The sequence below is a fragment of the Azospirillum lipoferum genome, from assembly GCF_024170005.1.
In the GTDB taxonomy this organism is placed as follows: domain Bacteria; phylum Pseudomonadota; class Alphaproteobacteria; order Azospirillales; family Azospirillaceae; genus Azospirillum; species Azospirillum lipoferum.
Genome location: NZ_JALJXJ010000001.1, coordinates 761,924 through 778,799, shown reverse-complemented (window position 1 = coordinate 778,799; position 16,876 = coordinate 761,924). Strand labels below are relative to the sequence as shown.

At 66.8% G+C, this 16,876-nt stretch carries 12 protein-coding genes; 7 read left to right on the top strand and 5 right to left on the bottom strand.

The annotated features are described in order from the left end of the window. Positions 1 to 194: 194 nt before the first annotated feature. The 6 genes from J2848_RS03690 to J2848_RS03665 all read left to right on the top strand — a co-directional run bounded on the left by J2848_RS03690 (position 195) and on the right by J2848_RS03665 (position 8,742). Positions 195 to 1,403 carry an MFS transporter gene (locus J2848_RS03690; protein ID WP_149233556.1) on the top strand — a complete coding sequence of 403 codons (1,209 nt, stop codon included), beginning with the start codon at positions 195 to 197 and terminating at the stop codon, positions 1,401 to 1,403. A gap of 95 nt (positions 1,404 to 1,498) precedes the next feature. Then, positions 1,499 to 2,062 (top strand): 1,2-dihydroxy-3-keto-5-methylthiopentene dioxygenase, encoded by a 564-nt coding sequence (locus tag J2848_RS03685; RefSeq protein ID WP_149233557.1) that lies wholly within the window; start codon positions 1,499 to 1,501, stop codon positions 2,060 to 2,062. Positions 2,063 to 2,499: 437 nt separating this feature from the next. Beyond that, entirely contained in the window at positions 2,500 to 3,783 is a 1,284-nt protein-coding gene (locus J2848_RS03680) for a type III PLP-dependent enzyme (protein WP_149233558.1), read from the top strand. 143 nt (positions 3,784 to 3,926) lie between these two features. Further along, positions 3,927 to 5,348, top strand: a complete 1,422-nt coding sequence (locus tag J2848_RS03675; RefSeq protein ID WP_149233559.1) for a homospermidine synthase — start codon at positions 3,927 to 3,929, stop codon at positions 5,346 to 5,348. Between the two features lie 155 nt (positions 5,349 to 5,503). Next, positions 5,504 to 7,891, top strand: a complete 2,388-nt coding sequence (locus J2848_RS03670; protein ID WP_149233560.1) for an LPS-assembly protein LptD — start codon at positions 5,504 to 5,506, stop codon at positions 7,889 to 7,891. A 125-nt stretch (positions 7,892 to 8,016) separates the two neighbouring features. Further along, positions 8,017 to 8,742, top strand: coding sequence for a hypothetical protein (locus tag J2848_RS03665; protein ID WP_149233561.1), 726 nt, complete (start codon positions 8,017 to 8,019; stop codon positions 8,740 to 8,742). 4 nt (positions 8,743 to 8,746) lie between these two features. On the opposite strand, the gene J2848_RS03660 is transcribed toward J2848_RS03665, so the two are convergent. The 4 genes from J2848_RS03660 to J2848_RS03645 are packed head-to-tail and all read right to left on the bottom strand — an operon-like array spanning position 8,747 to position 13,078. Beyond that, a complete protein-coding gene (locus J2848_RS03660; RefSeq protein ID WP_246194112.1) occupies positions 8,747 to 10,786 on the bottom strand; it encodes an O-linked N-acetylglucosamine transferase, SPINDLY family protein in 2,040 nt (679 codons plus the stop codon). Then, positions 10,783 to 11,151, bottom strand: a complete 369-nt coding sequence (locus J2848_RS03655; RefSeq protein WP_149233562.1) for a YdbL family probable chaperone protein — start codon at positions 11,149 to 11,151, stop codon at positions 10,783 to 10,785. The genes J2848_RS03660 and J2848_RS03655 overlap by 4 nt, the downstream gene beginning before the upstream one ends. Beyond that, entirely contained in the window at positions 11,151 to 11,411 is a 261-nt protein-coding gene (locus tag J2848_RS03650; RefSeq protein ID WP_246194114.1) for a YnbE family lipoprotein, read from the bottom strand. The genes J2848_RS03655 and J2848_RS03650 overlap by 1 nt, the downstream gene beginning before the upstream one ends. Beyond that, positions 11,408 to 13,078 carry an intermembrane phospholipid transport protein YdbH family protein gene (locus J2848_RS03645; RefSeq protein WP_149233563.1) on the bottom strand — a complete coding sequence of 557 codons (1,671 nt, stop codon included), beginning with the start codon at positions 13,076 to 13,078 and terminating at the stop codon, positions 11,408 to 11,410. The genes J2848_RS03650 and J2848_RS03645 overlap by 4 nt, the downstream gene beginning before the upstream one ends. A 200-nt stretch (positions 13,079 to 13,278) precedes the next feature. On the opposite strand from J2848_RS03645, the gene J2848_RS03640 reads away from it, so the two are divergent. Next, complete coding sequence (locus J2848_RS03640; protein WP_109443634.1) at positions 13,279 to 13,848, top strand: peptidylprolyl isomerase; 570 nt, start codon at positions 13,279 to 13,281, stop codon at positions 13,846 to 13,848. Between the two features lie 75 nt (positions 13,849 to 13,923). On the opposite strand, the gene J2848_RS03635 is transcribed toward J2848_RS03640, so the two are convergent. Next, a complete protein-coding gene (locus tag J2848_RS03635) occupies positions 13,924 to 16,599 on the bottom strand; it encodes a serine/threonine-protein kinase (RefSeq protein ID WP_149233564.1) in 2,676 nt (891 codons plus the stop codon). Positions 16,600 to 16,876 lie beyond the last annotated feature (277 nt).

The window sequence follows — 16,876 nt, the reverse complement described above, 5'->3', positions numbered from 1 at the left end:
AACGAATTGTGTGGGGCACTGGTTATACGGCGCGCCCCCGCCAAGGTCCAGTGCAAGGCCGCCTCCGCACCTCTCCTGATAAGGATATGAAGGTGACTTGCGCGGACGGCATGGCGGCTGCGCCCCGGCAAATGTTGGAATGCACGGTTGCGGCAAGGCAATGTCGCTCCAAGACCGAAACAGGAGCCGAGCGCGTGCGCGACGAGATCGAGACCGGTGGTGAATCCGCCTATCTTCAGGCCGGCACACCCGCCTATCGCCGCGCCAGCCGAATCCTGTTCGTCGCCGGATTCTCCACCTTCGCCACGCTTTACTGCGTCCAGCCGCTGCTGCCCGACTTCGTGCGGGAGTTCGGGGTGACGCCAGCGGAATCGAGCCTGTCACTGTCGCTGACCACCGGCATCCTGGCGGTGGCCCTGCTGGTGGCGGGCGCCATCTCCGACGGGATCGGACGCAAGCCGGTGATGGTCACGGCCCTGCTCGGCGCCGGCATCCTCGGGATCGTCGGCGCGCTGATGCCGGGCTGGCACGGTTTCCTGGCGGTGCGGGCGCTGGAGGGGCTGGCGCTGAGCGGCCTGCCGGCGGTGGCGATGGCCTATGTCTCCGAAGAGGTCGATCCGAAATCGGCCGGCGTCGCCATGGGGCTCTATATCGGCGGCACCGCCATCGGCGGCATGTCCGGCCGGGTGCTGACCGCAATCGTCACCGACCTCGGCAGCTGGCGGCTGGCGGTGGGAGTGGTCGGCGCGCTGGCGGTGGCGGCGGCCGTCACCGTCTGGTTCGCCTTGCCGCCGTCGCGCCACTTCGTCCGCCGCGCCGCCGGGCTGCCGGCGCTGGTGCGGGCGTGGCGCGGGCTGCTGACCGACCCGGCGCTGCTCGGGCTGTTTTCGCTGGGTTTCCTGCTGATGGGCGGCTTCGTCACCGTCTTCAACTATATCGGCTTCCGCCTGAGCGAACCGCCGTTCGAGTTGCGGCCGGCCATCGTCGGCGCGGTATTCCTCGTCTACAGCTTCGGCGTCGTCAGTTCGCCACTGTTCGGCGGCTGGTCGGGGCGCTTCGGCTCGAACCGCACGCTGGCAGTGGCGGTGGCGCTGATGGTGGCCGGGCTGGTGCTGATGGAGATCGACAGCCTGCTCGCCATCGCCTCCGGCATCGCCCTGTTCACCTTCGCCTTCTTCGGCGCCCATTCCATCGTCTCGGCCTGGATCGGCCGGCGGGCGGCGGTGGCGCGGGGGCAGGCCTCCTCCATTTATCTGTTCTGCTACTATCTGGGCTCGACGCTCGCCGGGACATTGGGCGGGCTGTTCTGGCACAGTTATGGCTGGACCGGAGTGGCCGCTTTCGTCGGGTTGTTGCTGGCCATCGCTGTAGGGGTCACCGCCGGGTTGCTGCGCAGCCGCTGACGGCGCGGCGAACGGTCGCTTGTGCGATTCGGCTTGTTGCATTGCTCTGAACGATACTTCACGCTGTCCGGGTCCGTTCGTCAGGAGTGCGCCCGGTGAGTGACCTGACCGTCTATCTGGAAAGCGACGCCCGCAGGCCGGAACTCCGCACCGCCGATCCGGCGTTGATAACGGGGCATCTGGCCCATGCCGGCATCCTGTTCGAACGCTGGACCGCCGAAGCTCCCCTGCCCGCCTCCGCTGATGCTGACGCCGTGTTGGCAGCCTATGCCGCCTCCATCGAGCGGCTGAAGGAGGCGCGGCGCTTCTGCACCGTCGACGTGGTGCGCATAACCCTGCAGACGGATGGCGTTGCTGCCCTGCGCGCCAAGTTCCTGGACGAGCATATCCATGAAGAGGACGAGGCGCGTTTCTTCGTCGAGGGTACCGGCGCCTTCTATATCCACCTCGACAGCCGGGTCTTCCGCGTGGTGTGCGGGGCTGGCGACCTGCTGAGCATTCCCGCCGGAACGCCGCACTGGTTCGACATGGGGGCGAAGCCGCGCTTCACCACCATCCGTTTCTTCAGCCGCCCCGACGGCTGGGTGGCCACCCCGACCGGCGACGCCATCGCCGCGCGCTTTCCGTTCTTCCAGCCCGACGCTGCGCGGGCAGCCTGATTCCGCCCTATTCCCGCCTCAAAAAATTCACTTGAATCACGGGCGGAAAAGCGTAAATCAATCGGCACGACGCACCCGCACGTGCCTATGGCCCTCTGTGGTTATGCTACGACGTACCGCGTCCTTTTTGGCAGAACCGACCATTCCAGTGGGTCGGTCCCGAGAGGGAGGTCAGTATGTACGCTGCCCACGGTGGGGCTGTGAGACGGTAGCCCTCTAGCCGGTAAACGACGCGCTGTTGCCTGGAGCTTCACAGCCCGGGGCCGCTGCTCGCACCGGCTTTTTCCGTCTCCCCCCTTCCAAAATCCGATCAATCGCCAATCCCGCTGCGCCACCCGTACGCCAGCCTTGTGCTGGCCGGTTCGTGGTGCGGCTGGGGATTGCCGTCTGCTCACCGGGCCGGCCTGCACGCCGCTGTCCGGGGATAGGAGTGCGCCATGGGTTTCCTGCGTTCCCGTTCCGCCGTCACCCCCCTCCGCCGCGTCGGCCTGAACGACAGCAGCGCCGTTTCGCTGGCCTCCGGCCGCCGCTCGACCGTGGCGCAGGCCGTCGCGCTGCATCGCCCGGAAGAGCCGATGCACTGCATCCGTCCGGGCGTGCTGGCCGACACCGCCGACAGCTTCCTGAAGGCCTTCGCCGGCGCGACCGATGGCGTCGGCCGTGGCGGCGACGTGCTCTATGCCGTCAAGTGCAATCCGGAACCGGCGGTGCTGCGCGCCCTGTGGGCCGGCGGCGTGCGCCATTTCGACGTCGCCTCCCCCGGTGAGATCCGGCTGATTCGTCAGATGTTCCCGGACGCCGTCCTGCATTACATGCACCCGGTCAAAGGTCGTCAGGCGATTCGCAACGCCTATCACCAATATGGCGTGCGCGACTTCGTACTCGACAGCCGGGAAGAGTTGGACAAGATCCTGGAGGAGACCGACCGCGCCGCTGACCTCGGCCTCGTCGTGCGGTTGTCGCTGCCGAAGGGCAACGCCGTCTACGACCTGTCCGGCAAGTTCGGCGCCGCCGTCACCGATGCGATGGACCTGCTGCGTGCTGCCCGCGCGGTGGCGCCGAAGGTCGGGCTGTCCTTCCATGTCGGCTCGCAGATGCTCGACCCGTCGGCCTATGAGCGTGCCATCGCGCTTGCCGGCTATGTCATCGCCGAGAGCGGCGTCGCCATCGACGTTCTGGATGTCGGCGGCGGCTTCCCGGTGTCCTATCCCGGCGTCACCCCGCCGCCGCTCGGCGAGTTCATGGCCGCCATCGCCCGCGGCGTCGCCGCCATCGAGCTGCCGGCGCACTGCCGCCTGTGGTGCGAACCGGGCCGCGCGCTGGTCGCCCCCGGCGTCTCGCTGGTCGTGCAGGTGGTGAAGCGGCGCGGCACGGAACTGTTCATCAACGATGGCGTCTATGGCGCCCTGTCGGATGCCGGCGTGCCCGGCTTCCGTTTCCCGGCGCGGCTGATCCGGCCGTTCGAGGCGATGACCGATGCCGGAGACGAGGCCTTCAGCTTCTACGGCCCGACCTGCGACAGCGCCGACAAGATGGCCGGCCCCTTCCACCTGCCGGCCGACGTGAAGGCCGGCGACTGGATCGAGCTGGGACAGCTCGGCGCCTATGGCTCCTGCCTGCGCACGGCTTTCAACGGCTTTGATCAGGCGCGGGTCGTCGAGGTGTCGGACGCCCCGCTGCTCGCCACCCCCGGTTACGAGCTTCGCTCCTGTGCCGCCTGAAGGCGAAGCCGGATTCTGTGGATAAAGCGTAAAGACATCCGTAACATTCAGTGGTCCGGCGCGTCCCGTTTCCGCTTCTCCGAAGTGGGCGGGAGCGCCGGGTTATGTCGTTGGCCTAAACTACCTCGGGGAGACAAAAAATCATGGCCCTGGACACGAAGCTCTGCACGTTCACAGGCCGCATGGTCATCGTTGGATTCGGTTCGATTGGCCAGGGTGTTTTGCCGCTGCTTCTCCGTCACATCGACGGACTTACGGCTGACCGGATCACCATCGTCACCGCCGAGGAACGCGGGCGCGAGGAAGCGGAGCTTTACGGCGTCGCCTTCCACAACAACCCGCTCGACAACGACAATTTCTTCCAGGTTCTGAAACCGCTGATCGACAAGGGCGATTTCCTGGTCAACCTGTCGGTCGACGTGTCGTCGATCGCGTTGATCGAGTTCTGCCAGCGGGTCGGCGCCTTCTACACCGACACCTGCACCGAACCGTGGGCAGGCGGCTATACCGATTCCAGCCTGTCGCCGTCGCTGCGCTCCAACTATGCGCTACGCGAATCGGCGCTGGCGCTGCGCAGCCGCTTTGACGGCGGCCCGACCGCGTTGATCACCCACGGGGCGAATCCGGGTCTGGTGTCGCATTTTGTCAAGCAGGCGTTGCTGAACATCGCCGCCGACACCGGCGTCGCGACTGATGTCCCGACCGACCGCGACGGCTGGGGCCGGCTGGCGCAGAAGCTGGGCATCAAGACCATCCACGTGGCGGAACGCGACACCCAGGTGTCGAACCAGCCCAAGCAGATCGGCGAGTTCGTCAATACCTGGTCGATCGACGGCTTCGTCAGCGAAGGCTGCCAGCCGGCCGAACTGGGCTGGGGCACGCATGAGAAGGCACTGCCGCCCGATGGCCGCCGCCATGAATTCGGCTGCGACGCAGCCATTTATCTGATGCGCCCCGGTGCCGCCACCCGTGTGCGCACCTGGACCCCGCTGGAGGGGCCGTTCCACGGCTTCCTCATCACCCACAGCGAGGCGATCTCCATCTCCGACTATTTCACCGTGCGCGAGGGCGGCAAGGTCGTCTACCGGCCGACCTGCCACTATGCCTATCACCCCTGCGACGACGCGGTGATGTCGCTGCACGAACTGGCCGGCAAGAACTTCAACATGCAGGCCGAACAGCGGCTGATGATGCATGAGATCACCGGCGGCATGGACGAACTGGGCGTGCTGCTGATGGGCCATCCCAAGGGCGCCTACTGGTACGGCTCCCGCCTGGGAATCGACGAGGCGCGGTCGCTGGCCCCCTACAACAACGCCACCTCGATGCAGGTGACCTCGACCGTTCTCGGTGGGATCGTCTGGACGCTGGAGAACCCGAATCGGGGCGTGGTGGAACCGGACGAGGTGGACTTCCGCCGGGTGTTGGACATCGCCACCCCCTATCTCGGCGAGGTCGTCGGTGCCTATGGCGACTGGACTCCGCTGCAGGACCGCAATGTCCTGTTTCCGGAGGACATCGACGAGGACGATCCCTGGCAGTTCAAGAACTTCCGGGTGGTTTGAGAGAGGTTGGATGAAGTGCCGCAGCCCTCAAAGCCGGTTCCGGCGCGGCGGCTGCGGCAGTGCTGCCACAGGGGGCGCGGCGACACGGTGACATTGCCCGCGGACGGGCCTTGAAACCGTTGACTTGGGCTTTCGCTTCCCCCAATCGTTCCGATATGCCCAAGCACGTCTCCCGGCGCGCCCGCGCCAAAGCTCCGACCGCCGCCAACCCCATCCTGCGCTCCGGCATCGTCGGGCTGATGGTGGCGTGTGGGGTCGCCGCCGTGGATCTGGCTCTTCCGGATTCGGCCAACGCCCAATCGCCGTCCAAGCAGACGCCGACCGCGAAGCCCTCCCAAGGGCCGCTTCCGGGCAGCAAGCCTGCCGCCCCGGCCACGCAGACCGGCGCCAACGGCACCGAATCCAAGCAGGAACCAGTGCTGCTGACGGCCGATCAGGTCACCTTCGACGAGGTGAACAGCGTCGTCACCGCCAGCGGCAACGTGGAACTCGCCCAGGGCAAGCGCAGCGTCCGCGCCGACAAGATCACCTACAACCAGAAGACAAAGGTTGTCACCGCCACCGGCAAGATCCGGCTGGTGGAGCCGTCGGGCGACATTGTCTTCGCCGATTACGCCGAGCTGACCGACGATCTGAAGGACGTGTTTATCGAGAACATCCGCGTCCTGATGACCGACAACGGCCGCATGGCCGGCAATGAGGGCGAGCGGCGCGAGGGCCGGCTGACGCGCGTCAACCGCGGCGTCTACAGCCCTTGCGACCTGTGCAAGGAAGACCCGACCCGTCCGCCGCTGTGGCAGATCCGCGCCGTGCGCATCGTGCACGACAACGAGGAGCACGAGGTCCGCTATCGCGACGCGACGATGGAGATTTTCGGCATCCCCGTCGCCTACACGCCCTATCTGTCGCATCCCGATCCGTCGGTCGACCGCAAGAGCGGGTTCCTGACGCCGTCCTTCGGCAACAACTCCAATCTCGGCGCGATCCTCAAGACCCATTATTACTGGGACATCGCGCCGGACCAGGACGCCACCTTCGACCTGCATTACTACTCGCAGCAGGGGCCGCTGCTCGGCGGTCAGTACCGCAAGCGGTTCGAAAGCGGGCGCCTGGAGCTGGAGGGCGCCATCACCCGCGGCGACGTGGCCAACACCACCATCGTACCGAAGGAAACACGCACCCGTGGTTACGTCGCGGCGCGCGGCCTGTTCGACATCGACGAGACCTGGCGCGCCGGCTTCGACATCAAGCGGGCCAGCGACCCGACCTTCCTGCGGCGCTATTACGACTTCCGCGAGGATTACCTGACCAGCAAGGTCTTCGTCGAAGGCTTCCGCGGCCGGAACTATGCGGCGATCACCGGCTACAGCTTCCAGGACATGCGGTACGGGAACTCGATCCCGGAACCGGTCACCCTCCCCTATGCGCAGTACAACGCACTGGGCGAGCCGGGCAGCCTGCTGGGCGGCCGCTGGTCGTTCGACACCAGCCTGCTGGCGGTGTCGCGCTTCAAGAATGCCGGTCCCGACACGCAGCGCGTCATGGCCCAGCCGGGTTGGGAGCGGAACATCGTCTCCAACGCCGGTTTCGTCACCACCCTGTCGGGCAGCGTGCTGGTCGCCGGCTACAAGGCGCAGCAATTTAACTACAACGATCCGACGGTCCGCGGGAACGACAACATCAGCCGCTTCCGCTTCTTCCCGCAGGGACAGGCGACCGTCCGCTATCCGTTCGTCCGCTATGGCGAAAGCTCATCCCAGCTGATCGAGCCGATCGGCCAGCTGACCTTCGCGCCGAAGCTGCCGAACAACCGCCTCTTCCCCAACGAAGACAGCCTGGACGTCGAATTCGACGATGTGAACCTGCTGCAGCCCAACCGCTTTACCGGCATCGACCGGCTGGACGACGGCATGCGCGTCACCTACGGCATGCGCGGTGCAATCTATGGCTATAACCAGGGATCGGCCAGCCTGTTCCTGGGCCAGAGCATCCGCCTGAGCGACAGCAGCGCCGGCTTCACCGGCGATTCGGGCCTGGAAGAGCGGGTGTCCGACTATGTTGGCCGGCTTGACCTGCAACCTGCCGACTGGCTGGACGTCAATTACGGCTTCCGCGTCGATCACGAGACCTTCCGTCCCCGCCGCCATTCGCTGAACGCGTCGGCCGGCGTCCCGCTGCTTCGGCTGTCGACCTCCTACACCTATGTCGACCAGACGACCTCCCGCACTGCGGTTACCCGCAACCGGGTGGAACAGGCGAATTTCGGCGTTTCGTCGCAGTTCACCGACCACTGGAACATCGGCATCGCCCATACTCAGGCGATGGAGCCTCAGCCGGGTCCGCGCTCCAGTCTTGCCGTGCTGACCTATGGCGACGAATGCCTGCTGTTCCAGACCATCGCCCGGCGCGACTACACGATCAGCACCACCGGCGAGAAGGACGGCAACACCATCTTCTTCCGTCTGGTCTTCAAGAATGTCGGCGAGTTCAAGAGCCCCGGCATCAGCGCCAACTTCCTGGGCGGCGGGTCGGCCAACCAGTAATCACGGCGGGGCGGGCGAAAGATCGCGGCAAAAGCTGGCGGAAACCAACGGCCAGGGGGTTGCATCCCTTGGCCGTTGCCATTAGCCATTAAGGCCCGACAAGACAGCCCGCCGCGACTGAAATCATGACCCTGGGACGTTACGACTACGAAAGACGGTACCGCAAGCGCATGCGGGCCGGCGTAATCAAGTTCGCCCTGCTGGCAGCATTCGTTCTGGGAATCGGACTTTTTTCCTACCAGATGGGCATCGAGCAGCTGAAGGGTCGCGACGTGACCCTGCGCGAGGAGATCGCCACCCTGTCGCGCCAGAAGGCGGAGCTGGAACTGCTGGCCAGCCAGATGCAGCACGCCGCCCGCACCGCAGAGGCCCGCGTGGCCGAACTCGACGGACGCCTTCAGCGCGAAGTTCCGACCGGCGACCTCGCCAAGCTGACGCAGCTGGTGGCGGAACGGCTGAAGGGTGGGCTGGATGCCAACCGCCTTGCCTTCGTCATCTCGCAGGCCCAGGTTCCGCGCAATTGCCAGCCGACCGACACCAAACGCTTCACGCTGAGCACGCCACTGCTGAAGGGCGGGGCGCGCGGTGTCACCTTCGGCAACGGCACCGTCACCGTCACCGGTGAGGGGCAGTCGGCCCACAATCCGCAGGGCAACGCAGAAAGCTGGTTCGATCCGGGCCAGCCGGTGACCATCCGCATCACCGGCATGGGCGGCAAGGGCACCACGGTCAGCGGCGTGCTGCCGCTGCATCAGTCGCTGGTCGTCGACAACAGCGAGTACCGCTTCACCATCGCCGCCTCCCAGCGCTCCTTCGTCGAGGTCACGGCCGACCGTTGCGCCTATCCCTGAGCCCCTATCCCTGAGGCGGAACGGCGAACCCGCGCGGCGGTTCCCCCGCCGCGTGAATGTCCCACATCGTGGCATAGGCGGTTTCGATCGAGCGGGCGAATCGGTCGGTGTCGAACAGGGGGGCGGTGGCGCGCGCCTGCTCCAGCCGCAGCTTTAGCGCCGCCAGTTCGGCGGGCTGTTCAGCCAGACGCTTTGCCGTCGCCTCATAGGCATCCCAATCAGGCACCACCAGTTCGGGCAGCCCGACGGCATGCAGCAGGCTGGCGGCAACCCGCCCCGCGAAAGAACGGCCGGCAACCGTCAGCACCGGCAGCCCGGCCCACAGCGCGTCGCTCGCCGTGGTATGGGCACCGACGGGGCCTGAATCCAGGAACAGGTCGGCCAGCCGGTGGCGCGCCAAGTGCGCCGGTCCCGGCAGACGCGGAGCGAAGACCAGACGCTCCGCCGCGACACCCCGCTCCACAGCCGCGTGCCGAAGGTTGTCCGCGACCTCGGCCGGACCGTCCAGCAACCACAGGACCGACTCCGGCACGCGCTGCAGAATCCGGCACCAGCGGCCGAACAAATCCGGCCCGATCTTGTAGGATGCGTTGAAGGCGCAGAATACCGTGCCGCTTTCCGGCAGACCGCAGCCGGCCCGGTGCGGCGTCAGACCGATGGCGCGCTTGCGGTCGTTCGGCTGGTAGCTGTCGGGCAGATGGACGATCCGCTCGCTATAGAAGCGTTGGTGATCGGCAGGCGCCACCACCCGGTCGGCGATGACATAGTCGATGGCCGCACTGCCCAGGGTGCCCGGATAGCCGAGCCATTGCGCCTGGATCGGCGCGGGGCGGTGGACGGCAATGCCCGGCCGGGCGTTCTGGGTATGGCCCTTCAGATCGACCAGGATGTCGATACCCGCCTCGTGGATCAGCCGCGCAGCCGAGTCGTCGGTCAGGGCCGACAGGTCCAGGAAACGGTCGAATCCGGTGACCAACCGCCGGCGCAACGGCCCACCATCGTCTGCGCCATAGGAACAACCGACGATCTCGAACCGGCCGCGGTCGTGCCGTTCGATCAGCTCGGCGATCAGCACCGCCGTCGCATGCTCGTGGAAATCAGCGGAAAGATAGCCGATGCGCAGCTTGGGCCCACGTCCGCTGCGATTTGGAAAGGAGGTTCGGATGCCGCGCATCTTCCAATCGGAATAGCGCTCGGCGCAGGCACGCTCCAGCGCCGGCCCCGCCCCTTCGCCGAGGAAGATCCAGGGGTGAGCCTGCTGTGTGCGCCCTTCCCGCACCAGTTCGACCAGCCGGGTGGATAAAGCGTTCAACCCGTTCCAGCGGCAGAGATGGCGGTGCTGCTGCACCAGCTGCGCCAGCACTCCACCGGCATCGGGCAGGCCGATGCGCAGGGCGCGTTCGAAGCCAAGGATGCTTGCCGCGGCGTCCTCCGCCGGACCGCCGCGCTGCCCCCGTTCCTTTAGCGTCAGGGCAAGATTCGCCTGCCCTTCCGCCAGATCGGGGCGCAGGCAAAGGCACGCACGGAAGCCGGCGGCGGCGCGGTCCAGGTCACCGCGGTCGCGATACAGGGCGGCCAGAGCCAGCCGGGCGGGGACCAGCGTGGGATCGAGTTCCAGCGCGCGATCCAGCACAAATTCCGCTTCGTCCAGCCGGCCGAGATCGCGCAGCAGGACTCCCTGGTTGCAGGGCGCCGGGGCGAAGTTCGGCATCAGCCTTGCCGCCTCGCCATAAGCCGCGGCGGCCTCCGCCGGGCGACCGAGCGCCTGGAGGGTCACGCCCCAATTGTAGTGGTTGCCGCCGAAGTCGGGCAGCCATGCCAGTGCCTTGCGGTGATGCGCTTCCGCCTCGACAAGGCGGCCCTGGCGCCGCATGGCCTCGCCGAGGTTCGAGCGGGCGACCGCCTCCTCCGGCGTGCCCGTCTGCCCCAGCATGTCGAGCGCCGAGAACAGCGCAGACAGCAGCGCGCCGTCGCCGGGCTTGCCGGCCAGACGGCGGCGCAGGTCGGCGATCGGGCCCTTACCGGGTGCGGATGACGAGATCACTTGCGTTGCCACTGGCCCGCGGCGGTCATCACGTACTGCCCGGCCGGGGTTCGTTCGATCAACTGCTGGCCGGCGACCGCCTGGACCTTGTCCAGCGCCGTGCCGTTGCCTTTGGCGATCTCCTGATAGCGGGCGAGGCGCTGGGCGTTCACCTGCTGCGCCAGCACCTGGGCGGTATCCGGCGCGCCGGGAACCACGCCGACCATCCCGTCCGGACGCTCACCCAGTTGGCCGGCAGCCTTGGCGGTGGCCAGAGCATCCTGGGCCAGTGCCAGTTGCGGCAGCGCAGCGGTCAGCATCCCGGCCGCCAGGGCGTACAGGGCAAGCCGGTTGAAATGCCGGCGGCTGATGAGGCTTTTCGTCATCACTTTTTCCCCTTCGCCGAAGAGGGCACGGAGTCGGTGGGAAGACCGAACAGAGCGGGATCGTTGCGAATGGCGTCGTCGACGTCGCGTTCCAGCTTGACCCGCACCTCCTGCTCGATCCGGACGTTCAGATTGATCTCGATGGGCTTGTCGGGCGCTTGGATCTTCACCGTCGGGGCGCAGGCGGCAAGCGTGACCGAAATCAGCAGGACGGCCGTCAGGCCGTTTGGCGGAAACTTGATATCCATGGTGGCGGTCAATGGTCCTTCTGGTCGGAGCCGGTCATGCGGTCCCGCAGCGTGTCGGGGATCCGGTAGACGTCGAGGTTCTGGCGCAGAATCCGGTCGAGCGCGCCGGACAGCTTAAGGTTAAGCGCAACCGGATAGCCATCGTAGAATGACGGGTTCGCCCCGCGCAGGGAGAAGCCGGCGCTAAGCTCGCCGCCAGCCTGCCCATCGATGGTGATCCGCAGGGTTTCGTACCGGAAGTCGGTCAGCGCCCCCATCAGCATGGCGGTCGGGCTCCCCTCCTCCCCCTTCAGGCCGGACGGCGGTTGAGCGGGATCATAGCGCAGGGTTCCCGATCCGGCCGATTCGAGGACGCCTCCGTTCAATGTGACCGTATCGCTGGCGAAGACCACCGGCAGGGTGCCGGCCAGCTTGCCGGTCGCCTCCAGGCCATCCACGGCGATCAGTTCCAGCAGCCTGCCGGCGTCGATGCCGTCGGCGTGCAGAGTAACCGTCCCCTTGGGCTTGTCAGGCGCCAGTTCGAACGGATCGGCATGGAGCATGCCGCCGGCCCAGCGCCATTCCGCCCGGTCGACATCCAGCCGCCCATCGCGGCCATAACCGAACAGCAGCGTGCCGTCGGTCAAAGGAATGCCGACATCCAGCAGACCGATCGACAGCTTCTGCCCGTCCGGGATGATCGGGGGCGACAGGCTGGACAGGGCGATGGTACCGCTGACCCCGGCGACCGTCACCGGCCCGGCAGCGCCGGCAAGCCCCTTCACCACCGCTTGGCCGGCCGTGGTCAGGCCCTTTGGCGTCAGGGTCAGCGTCGCCTTGCCCGACAGCGTGCCGGACGCCTTTTCAAGGAAGGTCGCTGCCAGCGGCGAAATGGCGGCAAGACCGGGACCATTCTCGGCAAGGCGGATCGGCTTCGCCGCCGCCTCCAGCCGTCCTGTCCCGGCGGTCTGATCGTAGGTGCCGTCGAGGGTGACGGTGAGAAGGCCGTTGGCGCTCCTGGCTGTACCGTCGATGTCCCATGGCCCCTCCCCCGCCTGGACCGCCTGCATCGTGATGGCGAGCGGGACAACCGGCGCCGGCTTGGCGGTGTTGATCAGCCGCGCGATGGTGGCATCCGCCCGCCCTCCAGTTCCATCCTGCCGCAGTTGCAGCACGAGTTGCTCGGCACGCAGGGCGCTGGCGGGAGCGTCGAGCCGCAGTGCCTGCACTTCGGCTGCCACGGCCATGGCGTCGGGTGACCAGCGCACAAGTGGAACGTCCTTCACCGGACAGATCGTCGCCCCTTGCGGCAGATCCAGCGGCTGACCGGAAACAGTCAGCCGTTCCACCTTGGCAGTCAGGCAACCAGCGGATGTGGCGGATACGGCACCGCCTTCGATCCCGACAACCAGCGCACCGGACAGGGTCAGCCGGCCGGCCATCGGCAAATCCAGCGTTTGGGCCGCGGTCTCCAGCGGGCCGCTGTCGCCGGTGAACTCCAGCCGCAACCCTTCCCAGCCATCGGCGATACGCATCCCGGTGACGGTCACCGCGGCACTGGTGAAGCCGGCTCCGCGCAGCGTCTCCGTCGCCGTCACGCCGATCAGGGCCGGTCCGGCCAGGATCACCCCGCCCAGCCCAATGACGCCAAGCGTCACCGCAACAGCCACCGTCCCCGCGATCGCCCGTCCCAGCCTCAAAGCCCGCCTTCCCTTCCCGCATGTCCGTCAGGACCGGCATGCCACGTCCATGCCCGGATGAACACCCGGACGACCGGCCGTCATCCGTGACTTTTGGCGGATTGTTCGACCGATCGGCCTCCCCGCCAGCACGGCTTTGCATTCCAGCACTTTTCCCCTATGGTCCGGTGCGCGGATTTCGGCTCATCGGAGTGTTTCGCATGAAGCGGTGGACCCGCGCATTGCTGGCGGCGCTTTTCGCCACAATCTTCACTGTCTCGTTCTTTACAGTTTCTCAAGGGGAGGCGAAGGCCTTGGATCCGGAAAACACCATTTACCTCGACCTGAAGGACGGTCGCGTGGTGATCGAACTGCGGCCCGACCTGGCGCCGAACCACGTCGCCCGCATCAAGGAACTGACCCGCCAGGGCTTCTACAACGGCGTCGTCTTCCACCGTGTCATCGACGGCTTCATGGCCCAGACCGGCGATCCGACCGGCACCGGCATGGGCGGCTCCGGCCAGAAGCTGAAGGCAGAGTTCTCCAGCGCCCCGCACATCCGCGGCACCCTGTCGATGGCCCGCGCGCAGGATCCGAACAGCGCCGACAGCCAGTTCTTCATCTGCTTCGCCCCGTCCCAGTTCCTGGACCGCCAGTACACCGTCTGGGGCCGCGTGGTCGAAGGCATGGAGTTCGTCGACATGATCAAGAAGGGCGATCAGGCCCGCAACGGTCAGGTCTCGAACCCGGATAAGATCATCAAGATGCAGGTCGCTGCCGACGTGAAGTAACGTCGCCGCATCAGCCGACCAGCAAAAAGGGACCGGTTCGCCGGTCCCTTTTTTCGTGCGCGAGGGTCTTCGGTTTCAGCCGCCGGAGAGGGCGTTGGTCATCGCCCGCAGGAGATCCTTCATCGACTGCGGCCGGTCCTGCCAGCGCATGGCGAGCCCCGACAGAAGCACCTTCTCGAAACCGGGAGACAGCGCGACACCCAGTTCCGACGGTTTCGGCACCTTGTCGTTCATGAAGCGGGCGGTGGCGTCGGGCGGGGTGCGGCCGGTCAGCGCCAGATAGATGGTGGCGCAGAGCGCATAGACATCGGACCAGGGACCCTGCCGCCCTTCGTTGGAATATTGCTCCGGCGGGGCATAGCCCGGTTTGAGGATCACGGTCATGCCGGCACCTGGACGGGCTGTCTGCCGGGCGGCACCGAAATCCAGCAGCTTGCGGTCGCCGCCGTTGGTCAGAAAAATATTGTCCGGGCTGATGTCGCGATGGATCAGCCCCTGATCGTGGATGACCTGCAACGCCTTGGCGATCGGCATCACCACCGACAATGTCCGCTTCACGTCGATCCGCCCGCCGCAGTCGGTCAGGTACTTCTTCATGGTGCGGCCTTCCAGCAGTTCCATGACCAGATAGGCGGTGCCGTTCTCCTCGAAGAAGTCCTGGACGCCGACGATCTCGCGCACGTCGCGCAGACGGGCCAGCGTCCGCGCCTCCTCCAGGAATTTCTCCAGCCCGGCGGCGAAGGTCTCCGCATGCTCGTCGGAGAAGGGAGAGACGGCAGCAGCGTTGGGAACCCGGGCGATCAGGTTGGCGGGGTAATATTCCTTGATCGCCACCTTCACCCGCAGGCGGTCGTCCCAGCCCAGATAGGTGGCGCCAAACCCGCCCTGCCCCAGCACCCGTCCGGAGCGATAGCGGCCGTGCAGCAACGTGCCCGGCACCAGATGCACGCCCGGCCGGTTCTCGGACTTCGCAGGGAAACCACAGGCGGCGCAGGCTCCAGCCTCACCTAGGGTGGCATAGCAGCTGGGGCAAAGACAGGCTGTCACCACGGACACCGGCTTCGACCCTGCCGACCCTGCCGGCTGCCGGCTGACCGGGTGAAGGATAGTTTCCGCACCGCGATTGTCCCTGGGCATGCCCTTTGGCGGGGTCGCCTGGGGCGGAAGCGAGGCCACATCCACGGTGGGCTGCATCGCCGCAGGCGAAACAGCGGGCAGAACCGGTGGCGGTGCGGGCGCCGTGGCCATCTGGCGCAGCCGGTCGAGCAGTTCCAGCAGCCGGCGGACCTCCGCCTGTGCGACCTCGCTTTCCGGCTGGGCAAGCTCCGCCTGGAACTGCGGCTGGCGGACGATCTCCAGGATGTGCTGGCGCATCAGCGGCAACGCGCCATCCTCACGGATCAGGCCGGAGCAGGCGACCTCCGCCAGCCGGATGGTGCGGCGGCGCAGGACCGGCTCCACCTGCCGAAGGCGGACTGCGAGCTGGCCGGTCTTCACATAATCGTCCACCGCCCGTTCCGCTCTTGCGGCGATCCGCTCGCAGGCGCCGGCCGGCAGCGGAGCGGAGCGTATACCCGCAAGCGCGCGGGCGAAGTCACGCTCCAGCAGGGCAGTGTCCGGCGTCTGCACCAGCATGTTCTCAATCAGCAGTTCGTTGCAGACGGCGGCCTCCAGCGAGGCAAGTATCTCGTCGGCATGGCGTTCGGCGGCAGGGACCGCCGCCACGCGGATCAGGTAATGAATGCGGCAGATCAGATCCGACTGCCCCTCGCCAAGCCCGACGATCGACCGGCGATAGGCGCTGGCCCCACCCTGCTCCAGCCGGCGCGAATAGCGCACGGTCAGCGCATCGGCCATGGCAGCACCGCCAACCAGCCCGTCGCGGGTCAGCAGATGGCCGACCAGCGTCTTCAGCATCTCCGCTTCCTGGTCGAAGGCGCCGCGGCCCAGCGGCTGGGGCCCCTTCAACTGTCGGCGGATGCGGTCGAGCACAGCAGCCTTCGCCTGCGGCAGCTTGCCCTGGCGGAACAAAGCGTTCAGCACGCCCACACGATTCGGTCCGATGGCGTCCATGCCGATGCGGCCGAACAGCAGGTCGCATAGGGTCGACAGCAGCGTGCCAGGCAGCAGATTGGCCCCGAACAGCTCCGCCCCCGCAGCGGTGGAGGCCAGGATATCGCCGATCACCCCGTCGACGGCCGCGGCCAGCCGCTCATCCCTGTCCCACTGATGCAGTTCCAGCAGCCGGTCCAGCTTGCCGTTCCAGTTCTTGAGGTCGACCAATTCGAGGCTGGTGGCGACGCGCAGGTCGTAATCGGCATCGCCGGTGGGAGACTTGGCCCCCTGGGACAGCAGCCAGTCCACGGGCATGCGGCCACGCGGCATGGCAGCGAAGGCGACTTGGGCAACCCGTGCCTTGGCCCAGCTTTCGTCCACCGCGGCACGGATGGCGCGGCGGCGCACCTGCAGATCCTGACCCGGCGCGCGGGCCTGGATCGTCGCGATCCTGGTGATGGCCGCTTCGATGAGGGAACCCTGGTCCAGACAGGATTTCAGCGGCTTCGCGAGGTGGATCAGCTCCGTCGGGGTCAGGAGCAGCGGGTCCAGAAACGATCGCATCACCGCCCCGATCACCAGACGCGCCGACAGCGCATGGTAGTCCGGCAGCGCGCCGCACAGCTCCGCCTCGTCGAGCGTATTTATGGCCGCCTGGGGCGTCGGCGTCGCACGGCTGAGCTGGGGAATGGACACTCCGGGCCTTTCCATCAGGGTGGCGGATGGTGCAACCGGGCTGCAACAACGGCGCTCCGCCTGCGTTGTCGATCGAACCAGCATACCGCGCCGGCCATGGCATATCGCCAGGGCACACCGCCGGTGGATCATTCTTGCGCAGCGAGGGTAAATGACGGGTGTACGATACCCAGATTTTTCATCAAAAGCATATGAGGCGTGTCGGCGTTGCGCCATTCCGCCCGTCGGCGGCAGCGGCCGTTCCCTTCAGCCTTCGCATGTGCGATAAAAATCGGGA